This is a genomic window from Mycobacterium sp. HM-7 (assembly GCF_053852335.1).
Genome location: NZ_CM132657.1, coordinates 1680614 through 1703745 on the forward strand (window position 1 = coordinate 1680614; position 23132 = coordinate 1703745).

Annotated in this window: 22 protein-coding genes; 11 read left to right on the forward strand and 11 right to left on the reverse strand. The window is 67.6% G+C overall.

Annotation, left to right across the window (positions count from 1 at the left end; all coding sequences use genetic code 11):
- The first annotated feature begins 48 nt into the window (after nucleotides 1-48).
- The 6 genes from ACWW1C_RS08050 (at nucleotide 49) to ACWW1C_RS08075 (ending at nucleotide 4390) form a co-directional block, all read left to right on the forward strand.
- Nucleotides 49-243: a hypothetical protein gene (locus ACWW1C_RS08050; protein ID WP_455982940.1), complete on the forward strand. Its 195-nt coding sequence runs from the start codon at nucleotides 49-51 to the stop codon at nucleotides 241-243.
- 121 nt (nucleotides 244-364) lie between these two features.
- Nucleotides 365-457 carry an Ms4533A family Cys-rich leader peptide gene (locus tag ACWW1C_RS08055; protein ID WP_350224460.1) on the forward strand — a complete coding sequence of 31 codons (93 nt, stop codon included), beginning with the start codon at nucleotides 365-367 and terminating at the stop codon, nucleotides 455-457.
- 119 nt (nucleotides 458-576) lie between these two features.
- Nucleotides 577-1620: a sulfate ABC transporter substrate-binding protein gene (locus ACWW1C_RS08060; protein ID WP_455982941.1), complete on the forward strand. Its 1044-nt coding sequence runs from the start codon at nucleotides 577-579 to the stop codon at nucleotides 1618-1620.
- A complete protein-coding gene (gene cysT / locus ACWW1C_RS08065) occupies nucleotides 1617-2495 on the forward strand; it encodes a sulfate ABC transporter permease subunit CysT (protein ID WP_455982942.1) in 879 nt (292 codons plus the stop codon). The genes ACWW1C_RS08060 and cysT overlap by 4 nt, the downstream gene beginning before the upstream one ends.
- On the forward strand, nucleotides 2492-3304 hold the full coding sequence (gene cysW, locus ACWW1C_RS08070) for a sulfate ABC transporter permease subunit CysW (RefSeq protein ID WP_455982943.1): 813 nt from the start codon (nucleotides 2492-2494) through the stop codon (nucleotides 3302-3304). The genes cysT and cysW overlap by 4 nt, the downstream gene beginning before the upstream one ends.
- 24 nt (nucleotides 3305-3328) lie before the next feature.
- On the forward strand, nucleotides 3329-4390 hold the full coding sequence (locus ACWW1C_RS08075) for a sulfate/molybdate ABC transporter ATP-binding protein (RefSeq protein WP_455982944.1): 1062 nt from the start codon (nucleotides 3329-3331) through the stop codon (nucleotides 4388-4390).
- A 111-nt stretch (nucleotides 4391-4501) separates the two neighbouring features.
- Here the strand turns inward: ACWW1C_RS08075 and epsC are convergent, their stop codons facing one another.
- From epsC to ACWW1C_RS08110, 7 genes are all read right to left on the reverse strand, one after another.
- Entirely contained in the window at nucleotides 4502-5086 is a 585-nt protein-coding gene (gene epsC / locus ACWW1C_RS08080) for a serine O-acetyltransferase EpsC (protein ID WP_455982945.1), read from the reverse strand.
- Between the two features lie 6 nt (nucleotides 5087-5092).
- Nucleotides 5093-6028, reverse strand: coding sequence for a cysteine synthase A (gene cysK / locus ACWW1C_RS08085; RefSeq protein ID WP_455982946.1), 936 nt, complete (start codon nucleotides 6026-6028; stop codon nucleotides 5093-5095).
- Between the two features lie 185 nt (nucleotides 6029-6213).
- Nucleotides 6214-8322: a potassium transporter Kup gene (locus ACWW1C_RS08090; RefSeq protein ID WP_455982947.1), complete on the reverse strand. Its 2109-nt coding sequence runs from the start codon at nucleotides 8320-8322 to the stop codon at nucleotides 6214-6216.
- A gap of 114 nt (nucleotides 8323-8436) precedes the next feature.
- Nucleotides 8437-9138, reverse strand: coding sequence for a sirohydrochlorin chelatase (locus tag ACWW1C_RS08095; RefSeq protein WP_455982948.1), 702 nt, complete (start codon nucleotides 9136-9138; stop codon nucleotides 8437-8439).
- A 7-nt stretch (nucleotides 9139-9145) separates the two neighbouring features.
- The gene (locus ACWW1C_RS08100) at nucleotides 9146-9838 is read right to left on the reverse strand and encodes a phosphoadenylyl-sulfate reductase (protein ID WP_455982949.1); all 693 of its coding nucleotides are present in this window, start codon (nucleotides 9836-9838) and stop codon (nucleotides 9146-9148) included.
- Between the two features lie 17 nt (nucleotides 9839-9855).
- Complete coding sequence (locus ACWW1C_RS08105; protein WP_455982950.1) at nucleotides 9856-11520, reverse strand: nitrite/sulfite reductase; 1665 nt, start codon at nucleotides 11518-11520, stop codon at nucleotides 9856-9858.
- Between the two features lie 123 nt (nucleotides 11521-11643).
- Nucleotides 11644-11766, reverse strand: a complete 123-nt coding sequence (locus ACWW1C_RS08110; RefSeq protein WP_455984195.1) for an Ms4527A family Cys-rich leader peptide — start codon at nucleotides 11764-11766, stop codon at nucleotides 11644-11646.
- A 72-nt stretch (nucleotides 11767-11838) separates the two neighbouring features.
- On the opposite strand from ACWW1C_RS08110, the gene hemW reads away from it, so the two are divergent.
- The 4 genes from hemW to ACWW1C_RS08130 all read left to right on the forward strand — a co-directional run bounded on the left by hemW (nucleotide 11839) and on the right by ACWW1C_RS08130 (nucleotide 18025).
- Nucleotides 11839-12990, forward strand: a complete 1152-nt coding sequence (hemW, locus tag ACWW1C_RS08115) for a radical SAM family heme chaperone HemW (RefSeq protein WP_455982951.1) — start codon at nucleotides 11839-11841, stop codon at nucleotides 12988-12990.
- Nucleotides 12991-13069: 79 nt separating this feature from the next.
- Nucleotides 13070-14872 carry an ABC transporter ATP-binding protein gene (locus ACWW1C_RS08120; RefSeq protein ID WP_455982952.1) on the forward strand — a complete coding sequence of 601 codons (1803 nt, stop codon included), beginning with the start codon at nucleotides 13070-13072 and terminating at the stop codon, nucleotides 14870-14872.
- Nucleotides 14873-14874: 2 nt separating this feature from the next.
- The gene (locus tag ACWW1C_RS08125; RefSeq protein ID WP_455984196.1) at nucleotides 14875-16629 is read left to right on the forward strand and encodes an ABC transporter ATP-binding protein; all 1755 of its coding nucleotides are present in this window, start codon (nucleotides 14875-14877) and stop codon (nucleotides 16627-16629) included.
- A gap of 52 nt (nucleotides 16630-16681) precedes the next feature.
- Nucleotides 16682-18025 carry a salicylate synthase gene (locus ACWW1C_RS08130; RefSeq protein ID WP_455982953.1) on the forward strand — a complete coding sequence of 448 codons (1344 nt, stop codon included), beginning with the start codon at nucleotides 16682-16684 and terminating at the stop codon, nucleotides 18023-18025.
- A gap of 1 nt (nucleotide 18026) precedes the next feature.
- Here the strand turns inward: ACWW1C_RS08130 and ACWW1C_RS08135 are convergent, their stop codons facing one another.
- Nucleotides 18027-18515 carry a MarR family winged helix-turn-helix transcriptional regulator gene (locus ACWW1C_RS08135; RefSeq protein ID WP_455982954.1) on the reverse strand — a complete coding sequence of 163 codons (489 nt, stop codon included), beginning with the start codon at nucleotides 18513-18515 and terminating at the stop codon, nucleotides 18027-18029.
- Between the two features lie 90 nt (nucleotides 18516-18605).
- Here ACWW1C_RS08135 and ACWW1C_RS08140 point away from each other — a divergent pair, with 90 nt between their 5' ends.
- A complete protein-coding gene (locus tag ACWW1C_RS08140; protein WP_455982955.1) occupies nucleotides 18606-19319 on the forward strand; it encodes a hypothetical protein in 714 nt (237 codons plus the stop codon).
- Here the strand turns inward: ACWW1C_RS08140 and ACWW1C_RS08145 are convergent.
- The 3 genes from ACWW1C_RS08145 to ACWW1C_RS08155 form a co-directional block, all read right to left on the reverse strand.
- A complete protein-coding gene (locus ACWW1C_RS08145) occupies nucleotides 19241-20602 on the reverse strand; it encodes an acyltransferase family protein (RefSeq protein ID WP_455982956.1) in 1362 nt (453 codons plus the stop codon). The genes ACWW1C_RS08140 and ACWW1C_RS08145 overlap by 79 nt on opposite strands.
- A 142-nt stretch (nucleotides 20603-20744) precedes the next feature.
- Entirely contained in the window at nucleotides 20745-21389 is a 645-nt protein-coding gene (locus tag ACWW1C_RS08150; RefSeq protein ID WP_455982957.1) for a VC0807 family protein, read from the reverse strand.
- A gap of 80 nt (nucleotides 21390-21469) precedes the next feature.
- Entirely contained in the window at nucleotides 21470-23122 is a 1653-nt protein-coding gene (locus ACWW1C_RS08155) for a (2,3-dihydroxybenzoyl)adenylate synthase (RefSeq protein WP_455982958.1), read from the reverse strand.
- Between the last annotated feature and the right edge of the window lie 10 nt (nucleotides 23123-23132).

Below are 23132 nucleotides of genomic sequence, written 5' to 3' on the forward strand. Positions count from 1 at the left end.
ATTCAACCCATCGCGATTCGAAAGGGCGCACACCGTAGGCTGGAATCGATGAACGGCATTCTGAATTGGTGGGACGGCGTTGAGCTGTGGCTGTCCGGTCTGTCGTTCGTGCTACAGACCATCATCGTGATGCCTGTGGTGCTGCTGCTCGCATACGGCCTGGCAGTGCTGCTCGACGTGGCTCTGGGCTACACCATCACCCTGCTGCACCGGGCCCGCCACGTCGAGGAGGACGCACTGTGAACGGACTGCCTCAGTCGAGGGTGACCCTGATCCTGGTGCTGCTGGTGGTGCTCGTCATTGTCACCTGGCTGCTCACTCGCTGAGCAGTAGCTGCCGAGCAACCTCTGATATTCTTCCCGCCATGCACGCAGCGTCCGGCACTACCGAGGGCCACATCCTGGCTCTCATTGCCGTGGGTACCCGCGCTGTTGCTGACGTCGCCTGTTGTCGCTGACCCGTTTCCGTCCGCGGTTTCTGGGATCGGCGTTGGCCACTGCTATGCCCACGTGCTGATCAACCACCTTGCCGTGTGACGGGTAGCTCATCCCGTAAACCCGCAAGGAAGGTCCACCAATGCACAAGATCATCAAGAACTGGCGACCCGCCACCGCGGTCGCTGCCGTCGTGGCCAGCACCACGGTGCTCGCCGCCTGCGGTGGCGGCGCGAGTGACGTCGCCGGCGGTGGTGGCGGTGCGCAGTCGGGTGCCAACACCACCCTCACCCTGGTGGCCTATGCCGTGCCGGAGCCCGGCTGGAGCAAGATCATCCCGGCGTTCGCCGCCACGCCCGAAGGCAAGGGTGTCGCGGTGACGACGTCGTACGGCGCCTCGGGTGACCAGTCGCGCAAGGTCGAGTCGGGCGCACCCGCCGACATCGTCAACTTCTCGGTGGAGCCCGACGTCACCCGCCTGGTGAAGGCCGGCAAGGTCAGCAAGGACTGGAACGCCGATGCCACGAAGGGAGTCCCGTTCGGTTCGGTGGTGTCGCTGGTCGTGCGCAAGGGCAACCCCAAGGGCATCAAGGATTGGGACGACCTGCTCAAGCCGGGCATCGAGGTCGTCACACCGAGCCCGCTGAGCTCGGGTTCGGCCAAGTGGAACCTGCTCGCGCCGTACGCCGTGAAGAGCAACGGTGGCAAGGATGCCCAGGCCGGCATCGACTTCGTCCGGCAGCTGGTCGTCGAGCACATCAAGACGCGTCCGGGCTCGGGCCGGGAAGCCACCGACCTGTTCCTGCACGGCACCGGTGACGTGCTGATCAGCTACGAGAACGAGGCCATCAACGTCGAGCGGCAGGGCAAGGACGTCGAGCACGTCAACCCGCCGCAGACCTTCAAGATCGAGAACCCGGTGGCTGTCGTGACGTCGGGTCCGCACCAGGACAAGGCCAACGCGCTGAAGAACTTCCTCTACACCGCGGAGGGCCAGAAGCTGTGGGCCCAGGCGGGGTTCCGTCCGGTCGATCCTGCCGTCACCGCCGAATTCGCCAAGGACTTCCCGACCCCGGAGAAGCTGTGGACCATCGCTGACCTGGGTGGATGGAAGACGGTCGATCCGGCGTTGTTCGACAAGGAAAACGGCAGCATCACCAAGATCTACAAGCAGGCCACTGGATGACAAGCACTGTTCAGTTCGACGGCGTCCCGGCCCGGCCCGAGTCCAATGGTGACTCGGCCGGGCCGGGTCCCGGTGTGCGGAACGCCCTCGGCAGCACGTCGTTACGGGTCGGGGCGGCGAGCATCTGGTTGTCCGTCATCGTGTTGCTGCCGCTGGCCGCGATTCTGGTGCAGTCCGCCCGCGGCGGCTGGGGGTACTTCTGGTCCGCGGTGACATCAAATTCAGCACTCGCCTCCTTCCGGGTGACGCTGGAGGTCTCGGCGGCCGTTGCGCTCATCAACCTCGTCTTCGGGCTGTTGGTGGCGTGGGTGCTGACCCGGGACGACTTCCTCGGTAAGCGACTCGTAGACGCGGTCATCGACCTGCCGTTCGCGTTGCCGACCATCGTGGCCAGCCTCGTGATGCTGGCGCTCTACGGTCCGGCCAGTCCGGTCAACCTGCATCTCCAGCACACCAAGTGGGGCATCGGCGTTGCCCTGCTGTTCGTGACGCTGCCGTTCGTGGTGCGGTCGGTGCAGCCGGTGCTGCTCGAACTGGACCGGGAAACCGAGGAGGCGGCCGCGTCACTGGGCGCCAACAACTTCGTGATCTTCACCAAGGTCGTGCTGCCGGCGCTGCTGCCCTCGCTGCTCTCGGGCGCCGGCCTGGCCTTCTCGCGCGCCATCGGCGAATTCGGCTCGGTGGTGCTGATCGGTGGCGCGGTACCCGGCGAGACCGAGGTGTCCTCGCAGTGGATTCGGACGCTGATCGAAAACGACGACCCCACGGGCGCAGCGGCGATCTCGATTGTGCTGCTGTTGATCTCGTTCGTCGTGCTGTTCGTACTGCGGGTCATCGGATCGCGCGCGGCCAAGCGTCAGGAGCTTTCCGCATGACCCTCTCGCCACTGGTTCGCTATCTCGCCCGGTACGTCGCGTTGGCCTACATCGCAGTGCTCGTCATCGTGCCAGTCGGCCTGATCCTCTGGCGGACATTCCAGCCCGGTCTGGGCGAGTTCTTCGCCCAGATCAGCACGCCGGCAGCGATTTCCGCGCTGCAGTTGTCATTGCTCGTCGTCGCCATCGTGGTGCCGCTCAATGTGCTGTTCGGAGTGCCGACCGCATTGGTGTTGGCCCGCAACAGGTTCCGCGGCAAGAGTGTGCTGCAGGCGGTGATCGACCTGCCGTTCGCGGTCTCGCCCGTCGTCGTCGGTGTGGCGTTGATCCTGTTGTGGGGATCGGCCGGCCTGCTGGGCTTCGTCGAGCACAGCTGGGGATTCAAGATCATCTTCGGCTTCCCCGGCATCGTGCTGGCCAGCATCTTCGTGACCGTGCCGTTCGTGATTCGCGAGGTCGAACCGGTGTTGCACGAACTGGGCACCGACCAGGAAGAAGCAGCCTCCACCCTGGGCGCGCAGTGGTGGCAGACGTTCTGGCGGATCACGCTGCCCTCCATCCGCTGGGGCCTGACCTACGGCGTCGTCCTGACCGTTGCCCGCACGCTGGGGGAGTACGGCGCCGTCGTCATGGTGTCCTCCAACCTGCCCGGCCAATCCCAGACCCTCACCCTGCTGGTCTCCGATCGGTACAGCCGCGGCGCCGAATACGGCGCTTACGCCATGTCGACAGTGCTGATGGCCGTCGCGGTGATCGTGCTGATCGTGCAGGTAATCCTCGACGCCCGGCGTGTCCGGGCGGCACAATGAGCTTTCGATAGGAAGAAACCGATCATGAGTGACGAGCAGAAGCAGGGCAGCCCGCCCGCCATCACGGTGCGCGGTGCCAACAAGCACTACGGCGACTTCGCGGCCCTCGACAACGTCGACTTCGACGTGCCCGAGGGGTCGCTGACCGCGCTGCTCGGCCCGAGTGGGTCGGGCAAGTCCACTCTGTTGCGGGCCATCGCCGGCCTCGACACCCCGGACACGGGCACCATCACCATCAAGGGCAACGACGTCACCGGCGTGCCGCCCCAGCGCCGTGGCATCGGGTTCGTCTTCCAGCACTACGCGGCGTTCAAGCACCTCACCGTGCGCGAGAACGTCGCGTTCGGCCTGAAGATCCGCAAGAAGCCCAAGTCCGAGGTCAAAGCGAAGGTCGACGACCTGCTGGAAGTGGTGGGCCTGAGCGGTTTCCAGACGCGCTACCCCAGCCAGCTCTCCGGCGGCCAGCGTCAGCGTATGGCACTGGCCCGGGCCCTCGCGGTCGATCCCCAGGTGCTGCTGCTCGACGAGCCGTTCGGTGCCCTCGACGCCAAGGTCCGTGACGACCTGCGCACCTGGCTGCGTCGTCTGCACGACGAGGTGCACGTCACCACCGTGCTGGTCACGCACGACCAGGCCGAGGCGCTCGACGTCGCCGACCGGATCGCGGTGCTGAACAAAGGTCGCATCGAGCAGGTCGGGTCGCCGACCGAGGTCTACGACAGCCCGGCCAACCCGTTCGTGATGTCGTTCCTCGGCGCGGTGTCGACGCTCAACGGGACGCTGGTGCGCCCCCACGACATTCGCGTGGGCCGCAACCCCGACATGGCCATTTCTGCGGCCGACGGCGATGTGGCGGCCACCGGAGTGCTCCGGGCCAAGGTCGACCGCGTGGTGGTCCTCGGCTTCGAGGTTCGCGTCGAGCTGACGACCGCGGCGGACCACACGCCGTTCACCGCCCAGATCACGCGCGGTGACGCTGAAGCGCTGCAGCTCCTCGAAGGTGACACCGTGTACGTCCGGGCCACCCGCATCCCGCCGATCGCGGGACACACGCAAGAAGTCGAGGCGGTGCTGGCGCGCGCCTGAGCCACAAGGGATTACGCACCGCGGCCGTGCAACCGGACTGATCTGGTTGCACGGCCGCGGTGTTTGCGTTGACCCCGCGCCGAGGGCGGGAAAGCATCAGGCGAACGAATGTCAGATGTACATCGCCGGGTCGATGTAGCTGGTCGGGTCGACGGCAGGCTCGCGCTGCTTCTCGGTACGCGGGCGCACGATCGCCGGAATTCCGGTCGCGATCGAATCTGCCGGAACATCGTGTGTGACAACGGCATTGGCGCCGACGGCGGAGTCGTCACCGATGATGATGGGGCCGAGCACCTTGGCGCCCGCACCGACGGTCACCCGGTTGCCGATGGTGGGGTGCCGCTTGCCGTGATTGAGACTGCGGCCGCCGAGGGTCACCCCGTGATAGAGCATGACGTCGTCACCGATCTCGGTGGTCTCGCCGATCACCACGCCCATGCCGTGGTCGATGAAGAACCGGCGGCCGATGGTCGCCCCCGGGTGAATCTCGATGCCCGTGAGGAACCGGGTGAACTGTGCCAGCACCCGCGCGGGTCCACGCCCGCCCGGCCTCGTCCACAGCTTGTGGGCCAGCCGGTGCGACCAGATGGCATGCAGGCCGGAGTACACCAGGGCGTTCTCGACATCGCCGCGCGCCGCCGGATCGTGGCCGCGGGCGTTGTCCAGGTCCTCGCGGAGGGTCGCCAACAGGGTCATGCGGGGTCAGTCCCGGATGTGCTCGTACAGGGCCGTGGAGACGTACCGCTCACCGAAGTCGGGGATGATCACCACGATCAGCTTGCCGGCGTTCTCGGGGCGCTTGGCCAGCTCCAATGCGGCCCACACGTTGGCGCCCGCCGAGATGCCGCCCAGGATGCCCTCGTCGGTGCCCAGCGCGCGGGCCACCTCGATGGCGTCGGGGAACGCGACGTCGATGATCTCGTCGTACACGGAGCGGTCCAGCACCTCGGGGACGAAGTTCGCGCCGAGGCCCTGAATCTTGTGCGGCCCGGCCTGCCCGCCGGTGAGGATGGGGGAGTCGACCGGTTCGACGCCGACGATCTTCACGTCGGGCTTGCGGGACTTGAGGACGTGCCCGACGCCCGTGAGGGTGCCGCCGGTTCCGATGCCGGCGACGAAGATGTCGACCTCGCCGTCGGTGTCGGCCCAGACCTCCTCGGCCGTGGTCTTCTCGTGGATCGCGGGGTTGGCCGGGTTGGCGAACTGGTCGGCGGCGACGGAGTTGGGGGTCTCGGCGAGAATCTGCTTGGCCTTGGCGACCGCGCCGGCCATGCCCTCGGCACCCGGCGTCAGCACGATCTCGGCGCCATATGCGCGCAGCATGACCCGTCGTTCGACGGACATGGTCTCCGGCATGGTCAGGATGACCTTGTAGCCGCGGGCCGCACCCACCAGGGCCAGCGCGATGCCGGTGTTGCCGCTGGTGGCCTCCACGATGGTGCCGCCGGGCTTGAGCTCACCGGACTGTTCGGCGGCGTCGACGATCGCCACGCCGATCCGGTCTTTCACGCTGTTGGCCGGGTTGTAGAACTCCAGCTTCGCGACGACCTGTGCACCAGCGTTCTCTGTCACCCGATTGAGCCGGACCAGCGGGGTGCGGCCGACCAATTCGGTGACATTGGCGTAGATCTTGCCCATCGATGACCTCTCGTCGGACCTGCTGGTGAAATTGTGATGCCCGCGCGGCACTGCCGTGCCACACCTGACCGTCACGCCGCGACAGGCACCTGCCGAATCTGCTGAATCGCAGGTGCTCCGTCAAGGGTTTCGATCATCACAAAATCTATCTGCTTGGGACAACGCGTCACCCCGGGGTCGGTATTTCATACCTCGATGCGGGAGCCCAGGACCACCGTACGGTCGAGTGGCAGCCGGAAATAGGCCGCGGCGTCGGAAGTGATGTACGACGTACCGATGAAAAGCCTTGTCCGCCACGGGGCCATCGAGGGCTCCTTGCCCATCACCAGATCGACCTTGGACAGGAAATAGGTGGCGCCGGAGAGATCCAGTGGCCCCTCGGTGTGAGCCGAATCGAGCAGCGCGAGGGCAGCGGGCACGTCGGGCCGGTCCATGTAGCCGTACGTGGCGGTGACATGGATGATGCCGTCGTCGGTGTAGCCGAGGTCGTCGATGGCCAGCCGGTCGGCGGGGGCGACGCGTGGCACCGTCGCCGTCACCAGGGACAGCACCACCACGTGCTCGTGCAGCATGCGGTTGTACTTGACGTTGGCGCGCATGGCCAGCGGCGCGGTCTCGATGCCGCGGTTGAGGAACACCGCGGTGCCCGGTACGCGCGTCAGCGGCGGGTCGCTGGAGACGATGGAGTCGACGAACTGGCGCAACGGCCCTTCGACAGCGTCGCGGGCCCGGGTCACCACCGCGCGGCCCTGCTGCCAGGTGGTCATCACCGTGAACGCGATCAACCCGATCAGCAGCGGCAGCCAGGCGCCGTGCACCAGCTTGGTCAGGTTGGCGGCGAGGAACAACAGGTCCACGGTGAGCAGCGGGATGCCGATGGCGATCACCGACCACACGGGCCAGTTCCATCTGGCCCGCGCGATGTTGAGGAACAGCAGGGTGGTGATGGTCATGGTCCCGGTCACCGCCATTCCGTACGCATAGCCGAGCGCGGCGGAGCTGCGGAACGCGAATACCAGGGTCAGGACGGCGAACAACAGCATGCTGTTGATCCAGGGCACGTAGATCTGGCCCATCGTGGACGCCGATGTGTGCAGGATCCGCAGTCGCGGCAGATAGCCCAGATGGGCGGCCTGGGCGGCGACGGAGAACGCTCCGGTGATCACGGCCTGCGAGGCGATCACGGTGGCCGCGGTGGCCAGGAGCACCATCGGCAGCCGGCCCCAGTCAGGGGTCAGCAGGAAGAACGGTGCGTCGTGAACCGTCGGGTTCTGCAGCAGCAGCGCGCCCTGCCCGAAATAGCTCAGCACGCACGCCGGGAACACCAGCAGCAGCCACGCAAAGGTGATCGGCTTGCGGCCGAAATGGCCCATGTCCGCGTACAGGGCTTCTGCGCCGGTCACCGACAGCACCACGGCGGCCAGCGCGAAGAACGCGATGTGGAAATGTCCGGCCATGAAGCTCAGTGCGTACCCGGGGTTCAGGGCGCGCAGGATCTCGGGCTCTCTGGCGATCCCCGTCACTCCGCACGCGCCGATCACCGTGAACCACACGATCATCACCGGACCGAAGAACTTTCCGACGACCGCGGTGCCGCGGCTCTGCACGCTGAACAGCGCGATGATGATCACCGCGGTGATCGGGACCACCCAGTCCGTGAGGCCGGGGTCGATGGTTTTCGAGCCTTCGACCGCGGACAGCACCGAGATGGCCGGGGTGATCATCGAGTCACCGAAAAACAATGCGGCACCGAGGATTCCGAGTGCGGCGAGGACGGACGCGGTGCGCTTGCCGAGCTTGTTCGACGAGCGCTTGACCAGGGTGATCAGCGCCATGACGCCGCCCTCGCCGTCGTTGTCGGCACGCATCACCAAGCTGACGTAGGTGATGGTGACGATCAGCATCACCGACCAGAACACCAGGGAGACGACGCCGTAGATGTTGTCATGGGTGATCGGCACCGGGTGCGGGTCATCGGGATTGAACAGCGTCTGCATGGTGTAGATCGGGCTGGTCCCGATGTCGCCGAAGACGACGCCCAGCGCGCTGATGGCCAGGCCGGCCGAACCCAGAGGGCCCAGCCCCTTACGGCCGGTGTCGGGGTGTGTGCCCACGCGCGGTGTCTCCTTGGTCCGGATCGTTGTCGACGGTCCGGATCGTAGGCGACGGAAGCGTGGTGCGTGATCAGGATCGAGCCGCGGGCGATCGCGGGTCGCGCCGTTGACGCGGCGGCACACCAGGAGGACCGATGTCGGCAGCGCCATCATGGACAGCAGTTGCAGCAGGTCAGACATCGGTTGTCCCGGATATTCGCATGAGCCCGAGTCAACCGGTGTCGTCGCTGCGGTGCCACGATCTATACGCGATCCATACGGCGGCGGCCGCAGTCTTGCCAGGATTCAGACGGCTTACGCCGCGTGCCGGACGGCAGCGACGTCGTCGAAGCGGTCCAGTACGGTCTCGGCGACGAGCCGGTGCGAGCCCAGCGGCTGGGCCATGGGAATCCGGTGTGTGGCAGCGAATTCGGCGACTCGGTCGGTGATTGTGCCGTGGGCCAGGAACCAGGGCGCGATGACCAGCCGCGTCGCGCCTCGATCCAGCAACTGCTCGGCGGCTTCGGCCAGGTTCGCCTGCGGGCCGGTGGCGAACGCCGTCGTGGCCTGCCAGTGGGTGCCCGCGACCATTCCGGTGGCCACCGCGCCGGTGCGTGCGTTGGCCGCCGCCGAAGACGAACCCACTGCCGTCACCAGGACGCCGACGCCGGCGTCCAGTCGGGACACTCCGGAGTGCGTGAGCCGCTGGCTCAGCACGTGGATCAGGCGGTCGTCTTCGCCGAGTACATCGGCCTGCCGGACCGCCGGATTGACCGCGGCGATCATCTCGGGGATGTCGATGCGCGCGTGATAGGCGTCGGCCAACAGCAGTGGCACGACGACACCATCGGCGCGGGAGCCGGCCAGCACGTCCCGCAGATTCGGCGAATTCTGTTCGCAGAACGCCACTTTGACATCGAGGCCACGCCGCGAGGCAGCCACCGTGCGAGCCACCTCGCGGGCGTTCGCCGCGGACCGCGGATCGGCACTGCCGTGCGCGGTGAGAATCAGTTGCAAGACAACCTCAGGACGCGTGCAGACCGCATTCGGTCTTGGACAGACCGGCCCAGCGACCACTGCGTGGGTCAGCGCCCTCGACCGGCTTCTGCGTGCACGGAGCGCAGCCGATGGACGGATAGCCTTCGTCCACAAGCGGATTCACGAGAATGCCGTTGGCTTCGATGTACGCCTGCATGTCGTCGTCGCTCCACGCGGCGATCGGGTTGATCTTCACCAGACCGAATGCCTCGTCGAAACTGATGAGCGGAGCGTTGGCGCGCGTCGGCGCCTCGACCCGGCGGATACCGGTCACCCAGGCCGTGTAGCCCTTGAGCGCCTTGGACAGCGGCTGCACCTTGCGCAGGTTGCAGCAGCGGGCGGCGTCGCTGGCGAACAGGTCCTTGCCCACCAGCTGATCCTGCTCGGCGACGGTCTGCTCGGGCGTCACGTTCACCACGTTCACCCCGTACACGGCCTCGACCGCGTCGCGGGTGCCGATGGTCTCGGCGAAGTGGTAGCCCGTGTCCAGGAACAGCACGTCGACGCCGGGATGGACCTTGGCCGCCATCTCGACCAGCACGGCGTCCTGCATGTTGGAAGCCACCACGTACTGGCCGGAAAAATTGTCCTCGACCCAGCGCAGCAGTTCCTCGGCAGTGGCGTCGGCCAGTTCTTCGGCCCCGCGCTCGGCGAGTGCCCTCAGTTCGACTGCAGTCATGCCACTCACGTCTACGTTCACCTCAAATCAGCTTCGTCGGCCCGAATGGCCCACTGAGCGAAACGCTCGCCGGCCTCGCGTTGTTTCACGAAGTTGCGCACGACACGATCGATGTAGTCGCCGAGCTCGGTGGCCAGCACCTTGTGCTGACGCAGCTTGCGGCCGAAACCGCTGTCCAAGCCGAGGCTGCCGCCCAGATGTACCTGGAAGCCCTCTTCGGGACCATTCCCGTCGTCGATCATCTGGCCCTTGAAGCCGATGTCGGCGATCTGGATGCGGGCGCACGAGTTCGGGCAGCCGTTGAGGTTGATCGTCACCGGGACGTCGAGCTCGGCGTTCAGGTCGGCCAGCCGCTGCTCCAGCTCCGGAACCAGGGACTGGGCCCGAACACGGGTCTCGGCGAACGACAATTTGCAGTACTCGATGCCGGTGCAGGCCATCAGGTTCTTGCGCCAGTGCGACGGCCGCGTCTGCAGGCCCAGGGCGTCCAGGCCGGCGATCAGTTCTTCGACCTTGTCGTCGGCGACGTCGAGGATGATCAGCTTCTGGTACGGGGTCAGGCGGATCCGGTCGGAGCCGGCGGCCTCGGCCAGGTCGGCGACCTTGGTCAGGATGGTGCCCGACGAGCGACCGGCGATGGCCGCGACGCCGACGGCGTTCAGGCCGTTCTTGAGCTTCTGCACGCCGACGTGGTCGATGGTGTGCGGAACCTGCTCCGGGGCGGGACCGTCGATGAGCTTGCGCCCGAGGTACTCGGTCTCGAGAACTTCCCTGAATTTTTCTACGCCCCAGTCCTTGATCAGGAACTTCAGGCGGGCCTTGGAGCGCAGGCGGCGGTAGCCGTAGTCGCGGAAGACCTTGGTGATGCCCTCCCAGACGTCCGGCACCTCGGCCAGCGGCACCCACGCGCCGAGGCGCTGGGCCAGCATCGGGTTGGTGGACAGCCCACCGCCGACCCAGATGTCCAGGCCGGGGCCGTGCTCGGGGTGGTTGACGCCGATGAAGGCGATGTCGTTGATCTCGTGCGCGACGTCCTGCAAGCCGGAGATGGCGGTCTTGTACTTGCGCGGCAGGTTGGAGAACTCGGGGTTGCCGATGTAGCGGCTGACGATCTCGTCGACGGCCCAGCTCGGGTCGAGCACCTCGGTGAGCGACTCACCGGACAGCGGGCCACCCAGCACCACACGCGGGCAGTCGCCGCACGCTTCGGTGGTCTGCAGGCCGACGGATTCGAGGCGCCGCCAGATCTCGGGCACATCCTCGATCCGGATCCAGTGGTACTGGATGTTCTCCCGGTCGGTGATGTCGGCGCTGTCCTGCGCGAACTCGACAGAGATTTCACCGATGGTCCGCAGGGCCGCGCTCGTCAGCGCGCCACCGTCGCAGCGCACCCGCATCATGAAGTACGGGGCTTCCAGCATGTCGGCGTTGTCGTCGCCGGTGAAGGTGCCGTCGTAGCCCTGCTCGCGCTGGGTGTAGAGACCCATCCAGCGGTAGCGGCCGCGCAGGTCGTCCTTGTCGATGCTGCTGAAGCCCTGCTTGGAGTGGACGTCGATGATGCGCTGGCGCACGTTGAGTGCGTCGTCCTCCAGCTTGAACACCTCGTTGGGGTTCAGCGGCTCGCGATTGCCCAGTGCCCACTGGCCTTCATCGCGGGTCTTGGCAGGTTTTGCTGTTGTCACGGGGTGGTTTCCTTCGCACAAGAGCAGGCGTTGGATCACGCGTTAGCCGGGGGCTGTCCGGCATTGCCGATCCTGTGCCGGCTGAAAGATCTGATTGTCAGAGCTGAGGCATCAAGGCGGGCATCAAGGCAGACAGCAACAGCTGCATACGCGCTTGAAGTCGACATGCCGCCGCATTACCAATGCGGAACCGAGGGCGCGGTTGAGGCTGGCGGACACCCCGTCATTCTGCCACGAGCAGGGCATTCGGCCTAACCGGGCCAGGTTGGCGATCAGCGTGAGCAAAACTTCACCAGCCGCGATGGGACACTGGTTGCCATGAACCCCGATCAGCGGCACGGCGCTTCCGTGGCCGGTCCGTTCGGGATCTACATCCACGTGCCCTTCTGCGCGACGCGGTGCGGGTACTGCGATTTCAACACCTATACCGCCAGTGAGCTGGGCGGAGCCAGTCCCGAGGGCTGGCTGACGGCACTGCGCACCGAGTTGGCGATGGCAGGTGCCCAGGTCGAGCTGCCGGTCGACACGGTGTTCGTCGGCGGCGGTACCCCATCCCTGCTCGGTGGCTCCGGACTCGCAGCGGTACTCGACGCGGTGCGGGACAACTTCCGCCTCGATCCCGGGGCCGAGGTGACCACCGAATCCAATCCGGAGTCGACGTCGCCGGAGTTCTTCACCGCGCTGCTCGAGGCCGGCTACACCCGCATTTCGCTCGGTATGCAGTCGACGGCACCGCACGTGCTGCTGGCACTCGACCGCACCCATTCGGCGGGCCGCGCCCCGGCGGCCGCCCGTGAGGCCCTGGCGGCCGGGTTCGCGCACGTCAACCTCGACCTCATCTACGGCACGCCGGGGGAATCCGACGACGACCTGCGCCGCTCCGCCGACGCCGCGATCGAGGCCGGCGTCGACCACGTCTCGGCCTATGCCCTGATCGTCGAGGACGGCACGGCCCTGGCCCGGAAGGTCCGGCGCGGCGAGCTTCCTGCGCCCGACGACGACGTGCTCGCGGCCCGCTACGAGCTGCTGGATACGCACTTGAGCCGGGCCGGCCTCGATTGGTACGAGGTGTCGAACTGGAGCCGTCCGGGCGGCGAGTGCCGACACAATCTGGGTTATTGGGACGGCGGCCAATGGTGGGGTGCCGGACCGGGCGCGCACGGGTTCGTCGGCAGTCGGCGGTGGTGGAATGTGAAGCACCCCAATGCTTATGCCCAGGCGCTGGCCGAGGGCAGCCTGCCGGTCGCGGACTTCGAGGAGCTGGACGACGCCACCCGCCACGTCGAGGACGTCATGTTGCGGCTGCGGCTGCGCAGCGGTCTGCCGGTCGCCGTCCTCACCGCGGCGGAGCGGGACCGGGCGCAGGAGGTGGTGGCAGACGGTCTCGTAGAGGTCACCGGCGACCGTCTGGTGCTGACCGATCCGGGCCGGTTGTTGGCCGACGCCGTGGTGCGCACCGTCCTGGCCTGAACAGCGGGCGGGTGCGCATACCCCACACCCAGTGGCTATGGTTAGGCAAACCTTAGTCATCGGCGGAGTGGGTATTCGTATGACCAACGCAGAACCGTCGCCGCGTGAGCAGCTCAAACGGGCGAAGCTCGCGGCGGCGCAGGATCGCGTGGCGCTGAAAGAGCTGCTGGCCCCGGTGCGCGGCCGCACCGCGCTGGCGCAATTGCTGCAGCTGATCGCGGCAGCGGCGACGGTGGTGCCGTTCATCGGCATCGTCGAGTTGGGCCGGTGCCTGCTTGCCGGCGGCCCGATCGACGCGGGCCGGGTGTGGACCATCGTCGCGGTCTTCATCGGCGGCGGCCTCGGGGTGCGCACACTGGCCGGCGGCCTGGCGCTGACGCTCACCCACCACGCCGACGTCCAGTTGCAGGGTGAACTTCGCCGTCGGCTGGTGACCACGCTCGGGCGGCTTCCGCTGGGCTGGTTCGGTGCGACGTCCTCCGGTGAGGTGCGCAAGGCGGTCCAGCACGATGTGGGCGAACTGCACCACCTGGTGGCGCACGCCGCGGTCGAGAAGACCGGGGCGCTGGCGACGCCGGCGTTCGGCCTGGCGTACTGCTGGTACCTGGACTGGCGGCTGGGCCTGCTGGCCATCGGCACCATTCCGATCTACCTCGTGGTCTACGGCGTCCTGATGCGCGGCGCGACGGCCCGCATGGGGCAGATGAACGAGGGCATCGCCCAGATCAGCGCGACCATCGTCGAGTTCATCGCCGGCGTCTCGGTGGTCAAGACGTTCGGCGAAACCGGCAAGGCGCACAAGCGATTTGCCGATGCCGCCGACGAATTCAACGACGGCTTCGCAGGTTTCGTCGGCCCCATGGTCCGGCTGCGCGCGGTGTCCTCGGTGTTCGTCGAGGCACCGGTGGTGCTGCTGGTCAACCTGGCCGGCGGCCTGTGGTTCATCCGCAGTGGTTGGGTCACGCCCATCGAGGTGCTGGGATCGACCCTCGTCGCCGTCACCATCCCGACGGCGGTACTGGCCGTCGGCTACTCGGCCGCCGCGAGCCGCCAGGCAGTGGCCGCGGCCGGACGGCTGACGGCGCTGCTGACCGCCCCCGAGTTGCCGATTGCCGAGAACCCGCAAGTACCGCAGGATAATTCGGTCAGCTTCTCGGGCGTCGAGTTCTCGTATGACGGCACCAACACAGTGCTGCAGGACATTTCGCTGGAGCTGCCGGCCGGCAGCATCACCGCGCTGGTCGGCCCGTCCGGCAGTGGCAAGTCCACGCTGGCGACGCTGGTGCCGCGCTTCCACGATGTCACCGCGGGCGCGGTGCGCATCGGCGACGTCGACGTCCGCCAGATCGATCCCGCGGTGCTGTACCGGCACGTGGGATTCGTCCTACAGGACGTGCAGCTGCTGGGCATGAGCGTGGCCGACAACATCCGGCTGGGTCGCTCCGGCGCCGACGACGCGGACGTACACGCCGCGGCGCGCGCCGCGCACATCCACGACCGGATCATGGCCCTGCCGCGCGGGTATGACTCGGTCGTCGGGGAGGACGCGCACTTCTCCGGCGGTGAGGCCCAGCGCATCAGTATCGCCCGCGCGTTGCTCGCCGATACCCCGATCCTGGTGCTCGACGAGGCCACGGCCTTTGCCGACCCGGACTCCGAGGCGCAGATCCAGGCGGCGCTGTCGACCCTGATCGAGGGCCGGACCGTGTTGGTGATCGCACACCGGCTGGGGTCGATCGTCGGCGCGGACAACATCGTCGTCCTGGGCGACGGACGGATTGTCGAACAGGGTCGACACGGCGAATTGCTCTCTCGGGAAGGCAATTTCGCGCGCATGTGGCAGACGTACACGGCGTCCGGTGAGTTGGAGGCGGCGCGATGACGATGATCGGGGGATTCCTGCGGATCCTGGGCCCCGAGCGGGGCCGGATGTACAGCTTCCTGGCGTGGGCCGTCGGTTACGGTCTGCTGCACGGTCTTTCGATGACGCTGCTGGTGCCGATCTCGCTTGCGCTGTTCGACGGTGACTTCGGGGCGGCGGGCGGTTGGCTCGTCGGCTTGGCGGTGGTGGTGCTGCTCAGCGCCGTCGCGCACTACGTACAGGCGGCGCAGTCGATGCGGATGGCGCTGACCACCATGCGGCTGCTGCACCACCGGCTCGGCGACCACATGGTCACGCTGCCGCTGGGCTGGTTCACCCGTGAGCGGGTGGGCCAGGTATCTCAGATCGCGGTCAAGGGCACGACTTTCGTCGGGACGAGTAGTGCGCACCTGGTGACGCCGCTGGTGGTCAACACCACCAGTGCGCTGACCGTGGTGGCCGGCCTGTTCGTCTTCGACTGGCGCATCGGCGTCGCCGCAGTGGCCGGTGGGGTGGTGCTGATCCTCGCGACCCGGGCCTCCGCCGCGCTGCTCGCGTCGGCCGAGGCGCGCACCCACGCCGCCGAGATCGAGGTCAACACCCGGGTCATCGAATTCGCACGCTGCCAGCCGGTGCTGCGGGCGTTCGGACGCACCGGGGCCGAGTTCGATCCGCTGACCGGGGCGCTGGCCGAACAGGAGCACGTCGGCAAACGGGCACTGTGGGCGTCGGTGGCGGGCATGATGCTGAGCGGCATCGGTGTGCAGGCGGTGCTGGGCGGACTGATCACGGTGGGCGTCTGGCTGGCCGTCGGCGGCGAGATCAACCCGGTGACCCTGGTGGCGATCCTCGGACTGGCCGCGCGATTCACCTCGCCGCTGTCGGAACTGGCCGAGTACGGCTCCGCGATGCGGATGGCCGGCGCTGAACTGGACCGCATCACGTCGGTGCTGGACACCCCGGCGCTGCCGGAACCTGTTGCGCCGCAAGCAGTGTCGAAGCCCGGACAGGTCGAGCTGGACCATGTCGGGTTCAGCTATCCGGGGCGTCCGGTACTGGCGGACGTCAGCTTCGTCGCCGCGCCGGGCACCATGACGGCGCTGGTCGGCCCGTCGGGCTCGGGCAAGACCACCATCACCCGCCTACTGGCGCGCTTCTACGACGTGGACGCGGGCGTGGTCCGGGTCGGCGGCGTGGACGTCCGCGATCAGGGCGCGGCGGAGCTGATGGCCCAGTTGTCCCTGGTGTTCCAGGATGTGTACCTGTTCGACGACACCCTGTGGGAGAACGTGCGGATCGGTGCGCCGACCGCGTCCGACGACGACATCCGGGAGGCGGCCCGCACCGCGGGTCTGCAGTCCGTCGTGGACCGGCTGCCGGGCGGCTGGGAGACGCGGGTCGGTGAAGGTGGTTCAGCGCTGTCCGGCGGTGAACGGCAACGCGTTTCGATCGCACGCGCGTTGCTGAAAAACGCTCCGGTCGTGCTGTTCGACGAGGCCACCAGCGCGCTGGACCCCGAGAACGAACGGCACGTCGCCGCCTCCATCCGAGCGCTGGCGGACCGCAGCACCGTCATCGTGATCGCACACAAGCTCTCCACGGTCACCGCGGCCGACAACATCGTCGTGCTGTCCGACTGCGGCACGGTCGACGACAGCGGCAGCCATGACCAGCTGATGGCGCGCGGTGGCCGCTATGCCGATTTCTGGGCGCAACGGACGTCCGCCAGTGGGTGGACCGTCGCGAAACGCGAGGCGCAAACCGGCGCTGGGGTCTGAATCACAGGGGCGGGCAGTGTTTTTTGGGTGAGGTTAGGCTAAATTAACTTTCGTGACTGCTGAAGCTATAGACGCGGCGTCGGTGACGCGCATTTCTTTGCCCGCCGACGTCGCCCCGGCCGATCTGATCGCGCAACTGGCAGCTGAACTACCGGAGCGCTCCGGCGCCGACTACGTCGGCTACGAGCATTCGGGCGAGTGGGTGCTGGCCATCGGAGTGCGCACCGCCATCGAGTTCGACAGCGACGAATTGCGGATCGTCGACGCCGGCGGCGCGATCGCCCGCCGGCCGTGGAGCGGCCGGCCCGGAGAGGTGCTCGGCGACGCGGTCGACCGGCTGCTCCTGGAGACGGACCGGCTGTTCGGTTGGGTCGCTTTCGAATTCGGCGCCTACCGGTTCGGGCTGCAGCAGCGCCTGCCGGCGGGGACCCCGCTGGCGCGGGTCTTCAGCGCGCAAACGCAGGTGGTCGTCACCGACGGCGAGGTGCGGGTTTCGGGGGACGGGGACGCGGTCTCCGAGACGCTGAATCGTCTGCTGCAGTCGGGTATCCCGGCGGCCGGCGCCCCCCGCGCCGTCGACGTGAGTGTCGACGGCAGCGACTATCCGGCGCGGGTGGCCGCCGCCGTCGCCGAGATCGTTGCCGGCGATTATCAGAAGGTGATCCTGTCGCGCCGGTTCGAGGTGCCGTTCGCGGTCGACTTCCCGGCGACGTACCGCGTGGGCCGGGCGAACAACACCCCGGTGCGGTCATTCGTGTTGCGGCTGGGCGGGATTCGCGCCCTGGGCTTCAGTCCGGAGTTGGTCGCCGCGGTGCGCGCCGACGGCACCGTGATCACCGAGCCGCTGGCCGGCACCCGCGCGTTCGGCCGCGGCGCGGATCACGACCGGGCCGCCCGTGAGGACCTCGAGTCGAACTCGAAAGAGATCGTCGAGCATGCGATTTCGGTGCGCAGCTCGCAGGAGGAGATCGCCGAGGTGGCCAAGCCGGGCACCACGGTCGTCAGCGATTTCATGACGGTGCGGGAGCGCGGCAGCGTCCAGCACCTGGGTTCGACGGTGTCCGGGGAGCTGTCGGACCAGATGGACCGGATGCATGCGCTGGAGGCATTGTTCCCCGCGGTGACGGCCTCCGGTATTCCCAAGGCCGAGAGCGTGGACGCCATCATGCGGCTCGACGAGTCGCCGCGCGGGCTGTATTCCGGCGCGGTCGTGATGTTCAGCGCCGACGGCGGCATGGACGCCGCATTGACGCTGCGATCGGCCTACGAGGCCGACGGCCAGACCTGGCTGCGGGCCGGCGCCGGGATCATCGCCGAGTCGACGCCGGAGCGCGAGTTCGAGGAGACCTGCGAGAAGCTGACGACGCTCGCGCCGTACCTGGTGCCCCGCAGCTGAACTAGAAGTCGAGACCGGCCGGGGCGTCGGCAGGCGGCTCGCCACCGGCCGCGGCGAAGGTGTGCAGTACGCGGACCATGCCCCTGCGCTCGCGCACCGGCATGAGCTCGACGATCCGGGTGATCTCGGCGCGGCGCCGAGCGGCCACGGTGTCCACGACGGCGCGTCCGCGGCGGGTCAGCTCGATCACGATCTCGCGGCCGGAATCCGGGTGTTTGTGCCGGTCTACCAGCCCGGCGGTGGCCAGGCGCTCGGCCATCCGGCCGATGGTCGACGGCTGTACATCGAGTTGGCCGGCCAGTGTGGTCAGGTTGGTCGCGCCGCGTGCGGACAGGATCGCCAGAACCCGCAGCTGGGGGACCGTCAGCGTGTCGTCGACGACGGCGATCGAACGCGCCGTGATGTCCAGGAGCAGGCGCGATGCGGTGACGAGAGCATCGGCGATGGCATCGACCGACGGCTCGGTGGCGGTTCTCGGACTGGCTGTCACCTCGGCACCTCCCTCGGCCGAGTATAAATTTACTCGTTTGTCAATTTAGAAGCCGTTACCAAACGGTGACCTGCGGGGTATGGTGCACCGGTGGACAGGCCCGAATTAGCTACCGGCACGCGCGCCCGGCGCCGCTGGTCGGTGGCTCTGGCTGCGCTGGTGATGCCGGCCGCAGCGTTCGTGTCCGCGGGCACCGCGACCCACCCGGTCACCACCGCCACTGAGGTGGATATCTGCTGCGCGCAGGTGGTCTTGGCCGAGCCGCCAGCGCCGCACCCGAGTTCGCTGATCGTGGCCGAGGCGGCCGAGAGTTCGCGCGCCATGGCGCGCACGATCGCTTTGCCGGTGGGGGTCGCCGCCGAGCGTGGGTTGCAGGTCGACACCATCCTCGCCGAGCGGGCCGTCAGCGCGACGTTCCCGGAGATTCACACGATGACCGGGGTCCGCCCGGACTCCCTGCGCTGGCATCCTGAGGGCCTGGCGCTGGACGTGATGGTGCCCGACTACGGGTCGTCCGCCGGCAAGGCGCTCGGGGACCGCATCCTGGCGTACGTGCTGGCCAACGCTGGGAAGTTCGATCTGAACCACGTGATCTGGCGACAGGCGATCTATTTCCCGGACGGCACCGCGCACCGGATGCCGGACTACGGCGGCCCCGACGCCAATCACTACACGCACGTGCACATCTCGACCAACGGCGGCGGCTACCCGAGGGGCAACGAGGCCTACGTCTTGTCCGCTTCGGGGCCGACGCTGGTCACGGACTCACCGACGCCGACCGTGACGTTCGTCAGCGCACACTGAGTTCGTCCCGCGCTGAGCCGGGCCCCGGCGAGCGCACCGATGAAGAGCGCCGACAGTATCCACCCGGCGCCCGTGCCCAGCCCGTTCTTGGCCATCAGCAGTAGCGCCACCCCGGCCGCGCAGACCAGCACACCTGCCACGGTCGAGGCGGGTCCCGTCGCCCGCACGCGTGCGTCCCACCACCGCAGCGGGTTGTGCTCGAGCGGGGACAGCAGCAGGAACATGACCGCCATCACCACCGCGAAGACGAGCGCCCGGATCGCGATGTTGCGCCAGAAGTACGGGGCTGCAGGGTTGTAGGCATCCAGGCCCACCGCGTGCAGACCGAACGTCGCGATGGCGATGGCGGCAATGTGCCACAGGTACAACGTCATCGCCCCGCTGTTGCCCACCACGATCAGGTACCAGATGCGGGGGCGCTGGGCCCACCGGCGGACCGCGCCGGCGCCCGCGACGAACAGACTGGACATCCAGACGCACTGCAGGGCAAGCAGAAGCGTCGGCGGGGTGACGTTCGACATCCGTTCCGTGCCGGTGACCACCAGTGATACGTCGTACGGCCCGAATTTGGCCAGGACCACCTGGACGGCCAGGGTGCCGGCGGCCACGGCCAGCGCCGTGCCCGGCGTGATGAACCGGTGCGCATAGGCGGCGCCGATGACCATCGGGATCAGCCAGACCACAACCAGATTCGCGGCGCCCGCCTCCATCGTGTGGGTGCTGATCCGGGCCCAGTCGCCGAGCGTCGCAGCCGCCATGAGCGCCATGACCACCAGCGCGGCCGAGCGGCCCGATCGCAACCGGGCCAGTGCGGGGACGAACGCCAGCACGATCAGATAGGTGCCGAGGAACCAGAGCAGCGCGACCGCCTCGTTGCCCAGGGCCGCGGCCGACTCGGCGCCCATGGTGAACCGCACCCCGATCAGGGCGGCCGTCCAGGCGCCCAAGTACCACAACGCCGGCCTGCACAAGCGTTGGGCCCGGGTGAAAAGCCAAGTCCCCCAGGGGGTCCCGTCCCGCCAGCTATGGATGCCCGCCGCGGCTCCGGCGAAGAAGAACAACGGCATGACCTGGAGTACCCAGGTGGCCGGCTGCAGGCTGGGGACGGCACCCAACGTGTTGCCGATGTGGACGCCGTCGGGCTTGATGGTGGCCAGCAGCAGCGCGCAGTGGCCGAACATCACCACCAGCAACGCACCCAGGCGCGCCACATCGATGCTGCGGTCGCGGTCGGGCGCGGTGCCGTCGATCACGCTGTGAAAGTCGGGCAGGAGTCTCGGCATGCGCTCATGATGCCCGAGCACCGGGCGCGGCGGGATGAGTGTGACTACTCAGAATCGGCGGGTTTCTCCGACCCTGTCCGGCGGGGTTTCGGTGTAACCGGCCGCGCGGAAAAGGTCCTGGACCCAGGGACTCCTCGTCGATTCACGCCGAGGCGGACGCGAGATCGTGCTGCCCCACGAACCGGCGAATCCGGGCCACCGCGAACACGATGCAGAGCACCACGAGGGTGGGGCCGGTCGCGACGATGACGAACTGCGAGATGTCGACGGGGTACTTGAAGATCATGTACAGGGCGAAGACGGGATAGAAACCGCACAGGAGCCCGAGCCCGACGCACAGTTGGGTGTGCAACCGGTGCCAGTCCTGCAGGCTCTGCTCGGTCCAGCCTCGATCGGGCAGAGCCTCTTCGGCGAGGGCGGGGGAGATGACACCGGCCATCTTCTTCGAATTCGGCTTGCGCAGCAGCCCGCTGATCGCGAACGACCAGACCAGCAATGACATCGGGACGAGTTCCAGGGCCTGGACTATGCGCGGGTTCCTGGTGGTGACTGCGATGATCAGCGAGCACGCCGCGCCGACGATCACCACGACGTTCGCGGGCTCGACCTTGCGCTTGCGCACCATGGTCAGCGCGCCCTGCACGGCCGCGGTGATGATCGCCCCGACCAGCGCCAGATACGGCTCGAAGTCGAACACGCGCAGCACGTAGTACGCGACCAGCGGCGGAATGGTGTTGATCGCGGTATTGACGATGTACTCGCGCAGGGTCTTTGGTGTCTCAGACATGGGGGCTTGGCTCCTTGTTGGGGAAGTCTTGTTCCGCGAGCAGACGTAAAACTGTCGATATCAATCGAAAATCGACAGTTTTACGTCTGCTCGCGAGAGTTGGTGATGGCTCGGGTGATGGCTTTTTTGTCGACCTTGCCGACCGCCGTCACCGGCAGCGACGTCTGGGCGATCAGGGTGTCGGGCCGGCTGTGCACCGCGACACCGCGGCCGTCGAGATAACGGTTGAGATCGCTGAGGCCGATAGCCGGTCCACTGAAAACGACCACCGCACAGATCTTTTCGCCGAGGTACGGGTCGGGCACCGGGACGGCGGCCGCGGCCCGGATCGACGGGTGCGTGAGCAGATGCTCCTCGAGATCGAGCGCCGAGATGGTCTCCCCACCGCGGTGGATGACGTCCTTGATGCGGCCGGTGACCTCGAGGTAGCCGTCGGCCCGGCGACGCACCCGGTCACCGCTTCGATAGAAGCCATCGGGGCTGAACGACCGCTCGTTGTCGGACGGGGCCCGGTAGTAGCCGCTCAGGGTGTACGGCCCGCGCACCAGGAGTTCGCCTTCGGTGCCGACCGGTACCTCGGCACCCTCGTCGTCGACGACGCGCACTTCGTCGTCAGGGCACAGGGGTGCTCCCTGGGTGTGGTCCAGCAGTTCGGGATCGTCGCCCGGGCGGGTGTAGTTGATCAGCCCTTCGGCCATGCCGAAAACCTGTTGGAGACCGGGGGTCAGCGCGGCGCGGGCGGCTGCGGCATCGGGGGCGGACAGCTTGGCGCCGCCGACCTGCAGTAGTCGTAACGTGTTGGGGCGCTGCGGTTCCCAATCGCAGGCCTGGGTCCACAGGGTGGCCAGCGCGGGCACCAGTGCGCAGACGGTGACGCGGTGCCGTGCGATGGTGGCGAACGCGGACTCGGGGCTGGGATCGGTGGTGAAGACGGTGGTGGCGCCCACCGACATCGCACCGAGCAGTCCCGGGCAGGACAGCGGGAAGTTGTGTGCCGCAGGCAAGACCGTCAGATACACGTCGTCACCGGTCATTTCGCACAGCGCGGCGCTGGCGGTGGCGTTGTAGTAGTAGTCGTCATGGGTGCGGGGGATGAGTTTCGGTGCGCCGGTGGTGCCGCCGGAGACCAGGAGCAGCGCGGGTTCGGCTGTGTTGATGGTCGGTGCTGACCTCGGATCCTGCCCGAAAAGGGAAGTCCAGCTGGTGAATTCGGCGGCCTCGCCGTCGACGATCACGTGCCGGAGGCCCGGGTGCTCGGCTACCAGCTCACGAGCCAGGTCCCGGTAGTCGAAACCGCCGAACCGGTCGGCGATGACGAGGGCGACAGCGCCGCTGACAGTCGCGAAGTGACTGAGCTCGGCGCGGCGATGGGCGGGCAGGCACATGACGGGCACCGCGCCAGCGCGCAGCAGCCCGAACAGGGCGACGGCGAAGTTGGCGGTGTTGGGTACCTGCAGCAGAACGCGATCACCGATTCCGATGCCAAGGGCGGCGAACCCGGCGGCCGCCTCTGACGCCAGTTGGTCGAGTGTGGCAAACGTATATGACGTGGACGGATCGACGACGGCGACGCGGCTCGGCCACTGTTGCGCGGCGTCAGTCAGGAGGCTGTCCAGCGATTTACCGACCCAGTAGCCCGCCCGTCGGTATCGCTCGGCACGATCGTGCGGAATTGGAACGAATCCGTTCAGCAAATGCTGGTCGGCCTCGGCGGCGGCAGTGGTGCGCGTCACGGCAGATCCC

Coding starts and splice junctions, on each gene's coding strand:
- cysK (WP_455982946.1), bottom strand. CDS start 6,028: ATGGGCAAGATCTACGCCAATGTCACCGAATTGGTCGGCCGCACCCCG.
- ACWW1C_RS08120 (WP_455982952.1), top strand. CDS start 13,070: ATGACCAACGCAGAACCGTCGCCGCGTGAGCAGCTCAAACGGGCGAAG.
- ACWW1C_RS08055 (WP_350224460.1), top strand. CDS start 365: ATGCACGCAGCGTCCGGCACTACCGAGGGCCACATCCTGGCTCTCATT.
- ACWW1C_RS08125 (WP_455984196.1), top strand. CDS start 14,875: ATGATCGGGGGATTCCTGCGGATCCTGGGCCCCGAGCGGGGCCGGATG.
- ACWW1C_RS08110 (WP_455984195.1), bottom strand. CDS start 11,766: ATGCCCTGCTCGTGGCAGAATGACGGGGTGTCCGCCAGCCTCAACCGC.
- ACWW1C_RS08090 (WP_455982947.1), bottom strand. CDS start 8,322: ATGTCTGACCTGCTGCAACTGCTGTCCATGATGGCGCTGCCGACATCG.
- ACWW1C_RS08145 (WP_455982956.1), bottom strand. CDS start 20,602: ATGCCGAGACTCCTGCCCGACTTTCACAGCGTGATCGACGGCACCGCG.
- ACWW1C_RS08100 (WP_455982949.1), bottom strand. CDS start 9,838: ATGACTGCAGTCGAACTGAGGGCACTCGCCGAGCGCGGGGCCGAAGAA.
- ACWW1C_RS08075 (WP_455982944.1), top strand. CDS start 3,329: ATGAGTGACGAGCAGAAGCAGGGCAGCCCGCCCGCCATCACGGTGCGC.
- ACWW1C_RS08150 (WP_455982957.1), bottom strand. CDS start 21,389: ATGTCTGAGACACCAAAGACCCTGCGCGAGTACATCGTCAATACCGCG.
- cysT (WP_455982942.1), top strand. CDS start 1,617: ATGACAAGCACTGTTCAGTTCGACGGCGTCCCGGCCCGGCCCGAGTCC.
- cysW (WP_455982943.1), top strand. CDS start 2,492: ATGACCCTCTCGCCACTGGTTCGCTATCTCGCCCGGTACGTCGCGTTG.
- ACWW1C_RS08050 (WP_455982940.1), top strand. CDS start 49: ATGAACGGCATTCTGAATTGGTGGGACGGCGTTGAGCTGTGGCTGTCC.
- epsC (WP_455982945.1), bottom strand. CDS start 5,086: ATGACCCTGTTGGCGACCCTCCGCGAGGACCTGGACAACGCCCGCGGC.
- ACWW1C_RS08060 (WP_455982941.1), top strand. CDS start 577: ATGCACAAGATCATCAAGAACTGGCGACCCGCCACCGCGGTCGCTGCC.
- hemW (WP_455982951.1), top strand. CDS start 11,839: ATGAACCCCGATCAGCGGCACGGCGCTTCCGTGGCCGGTCCGTTCGGG.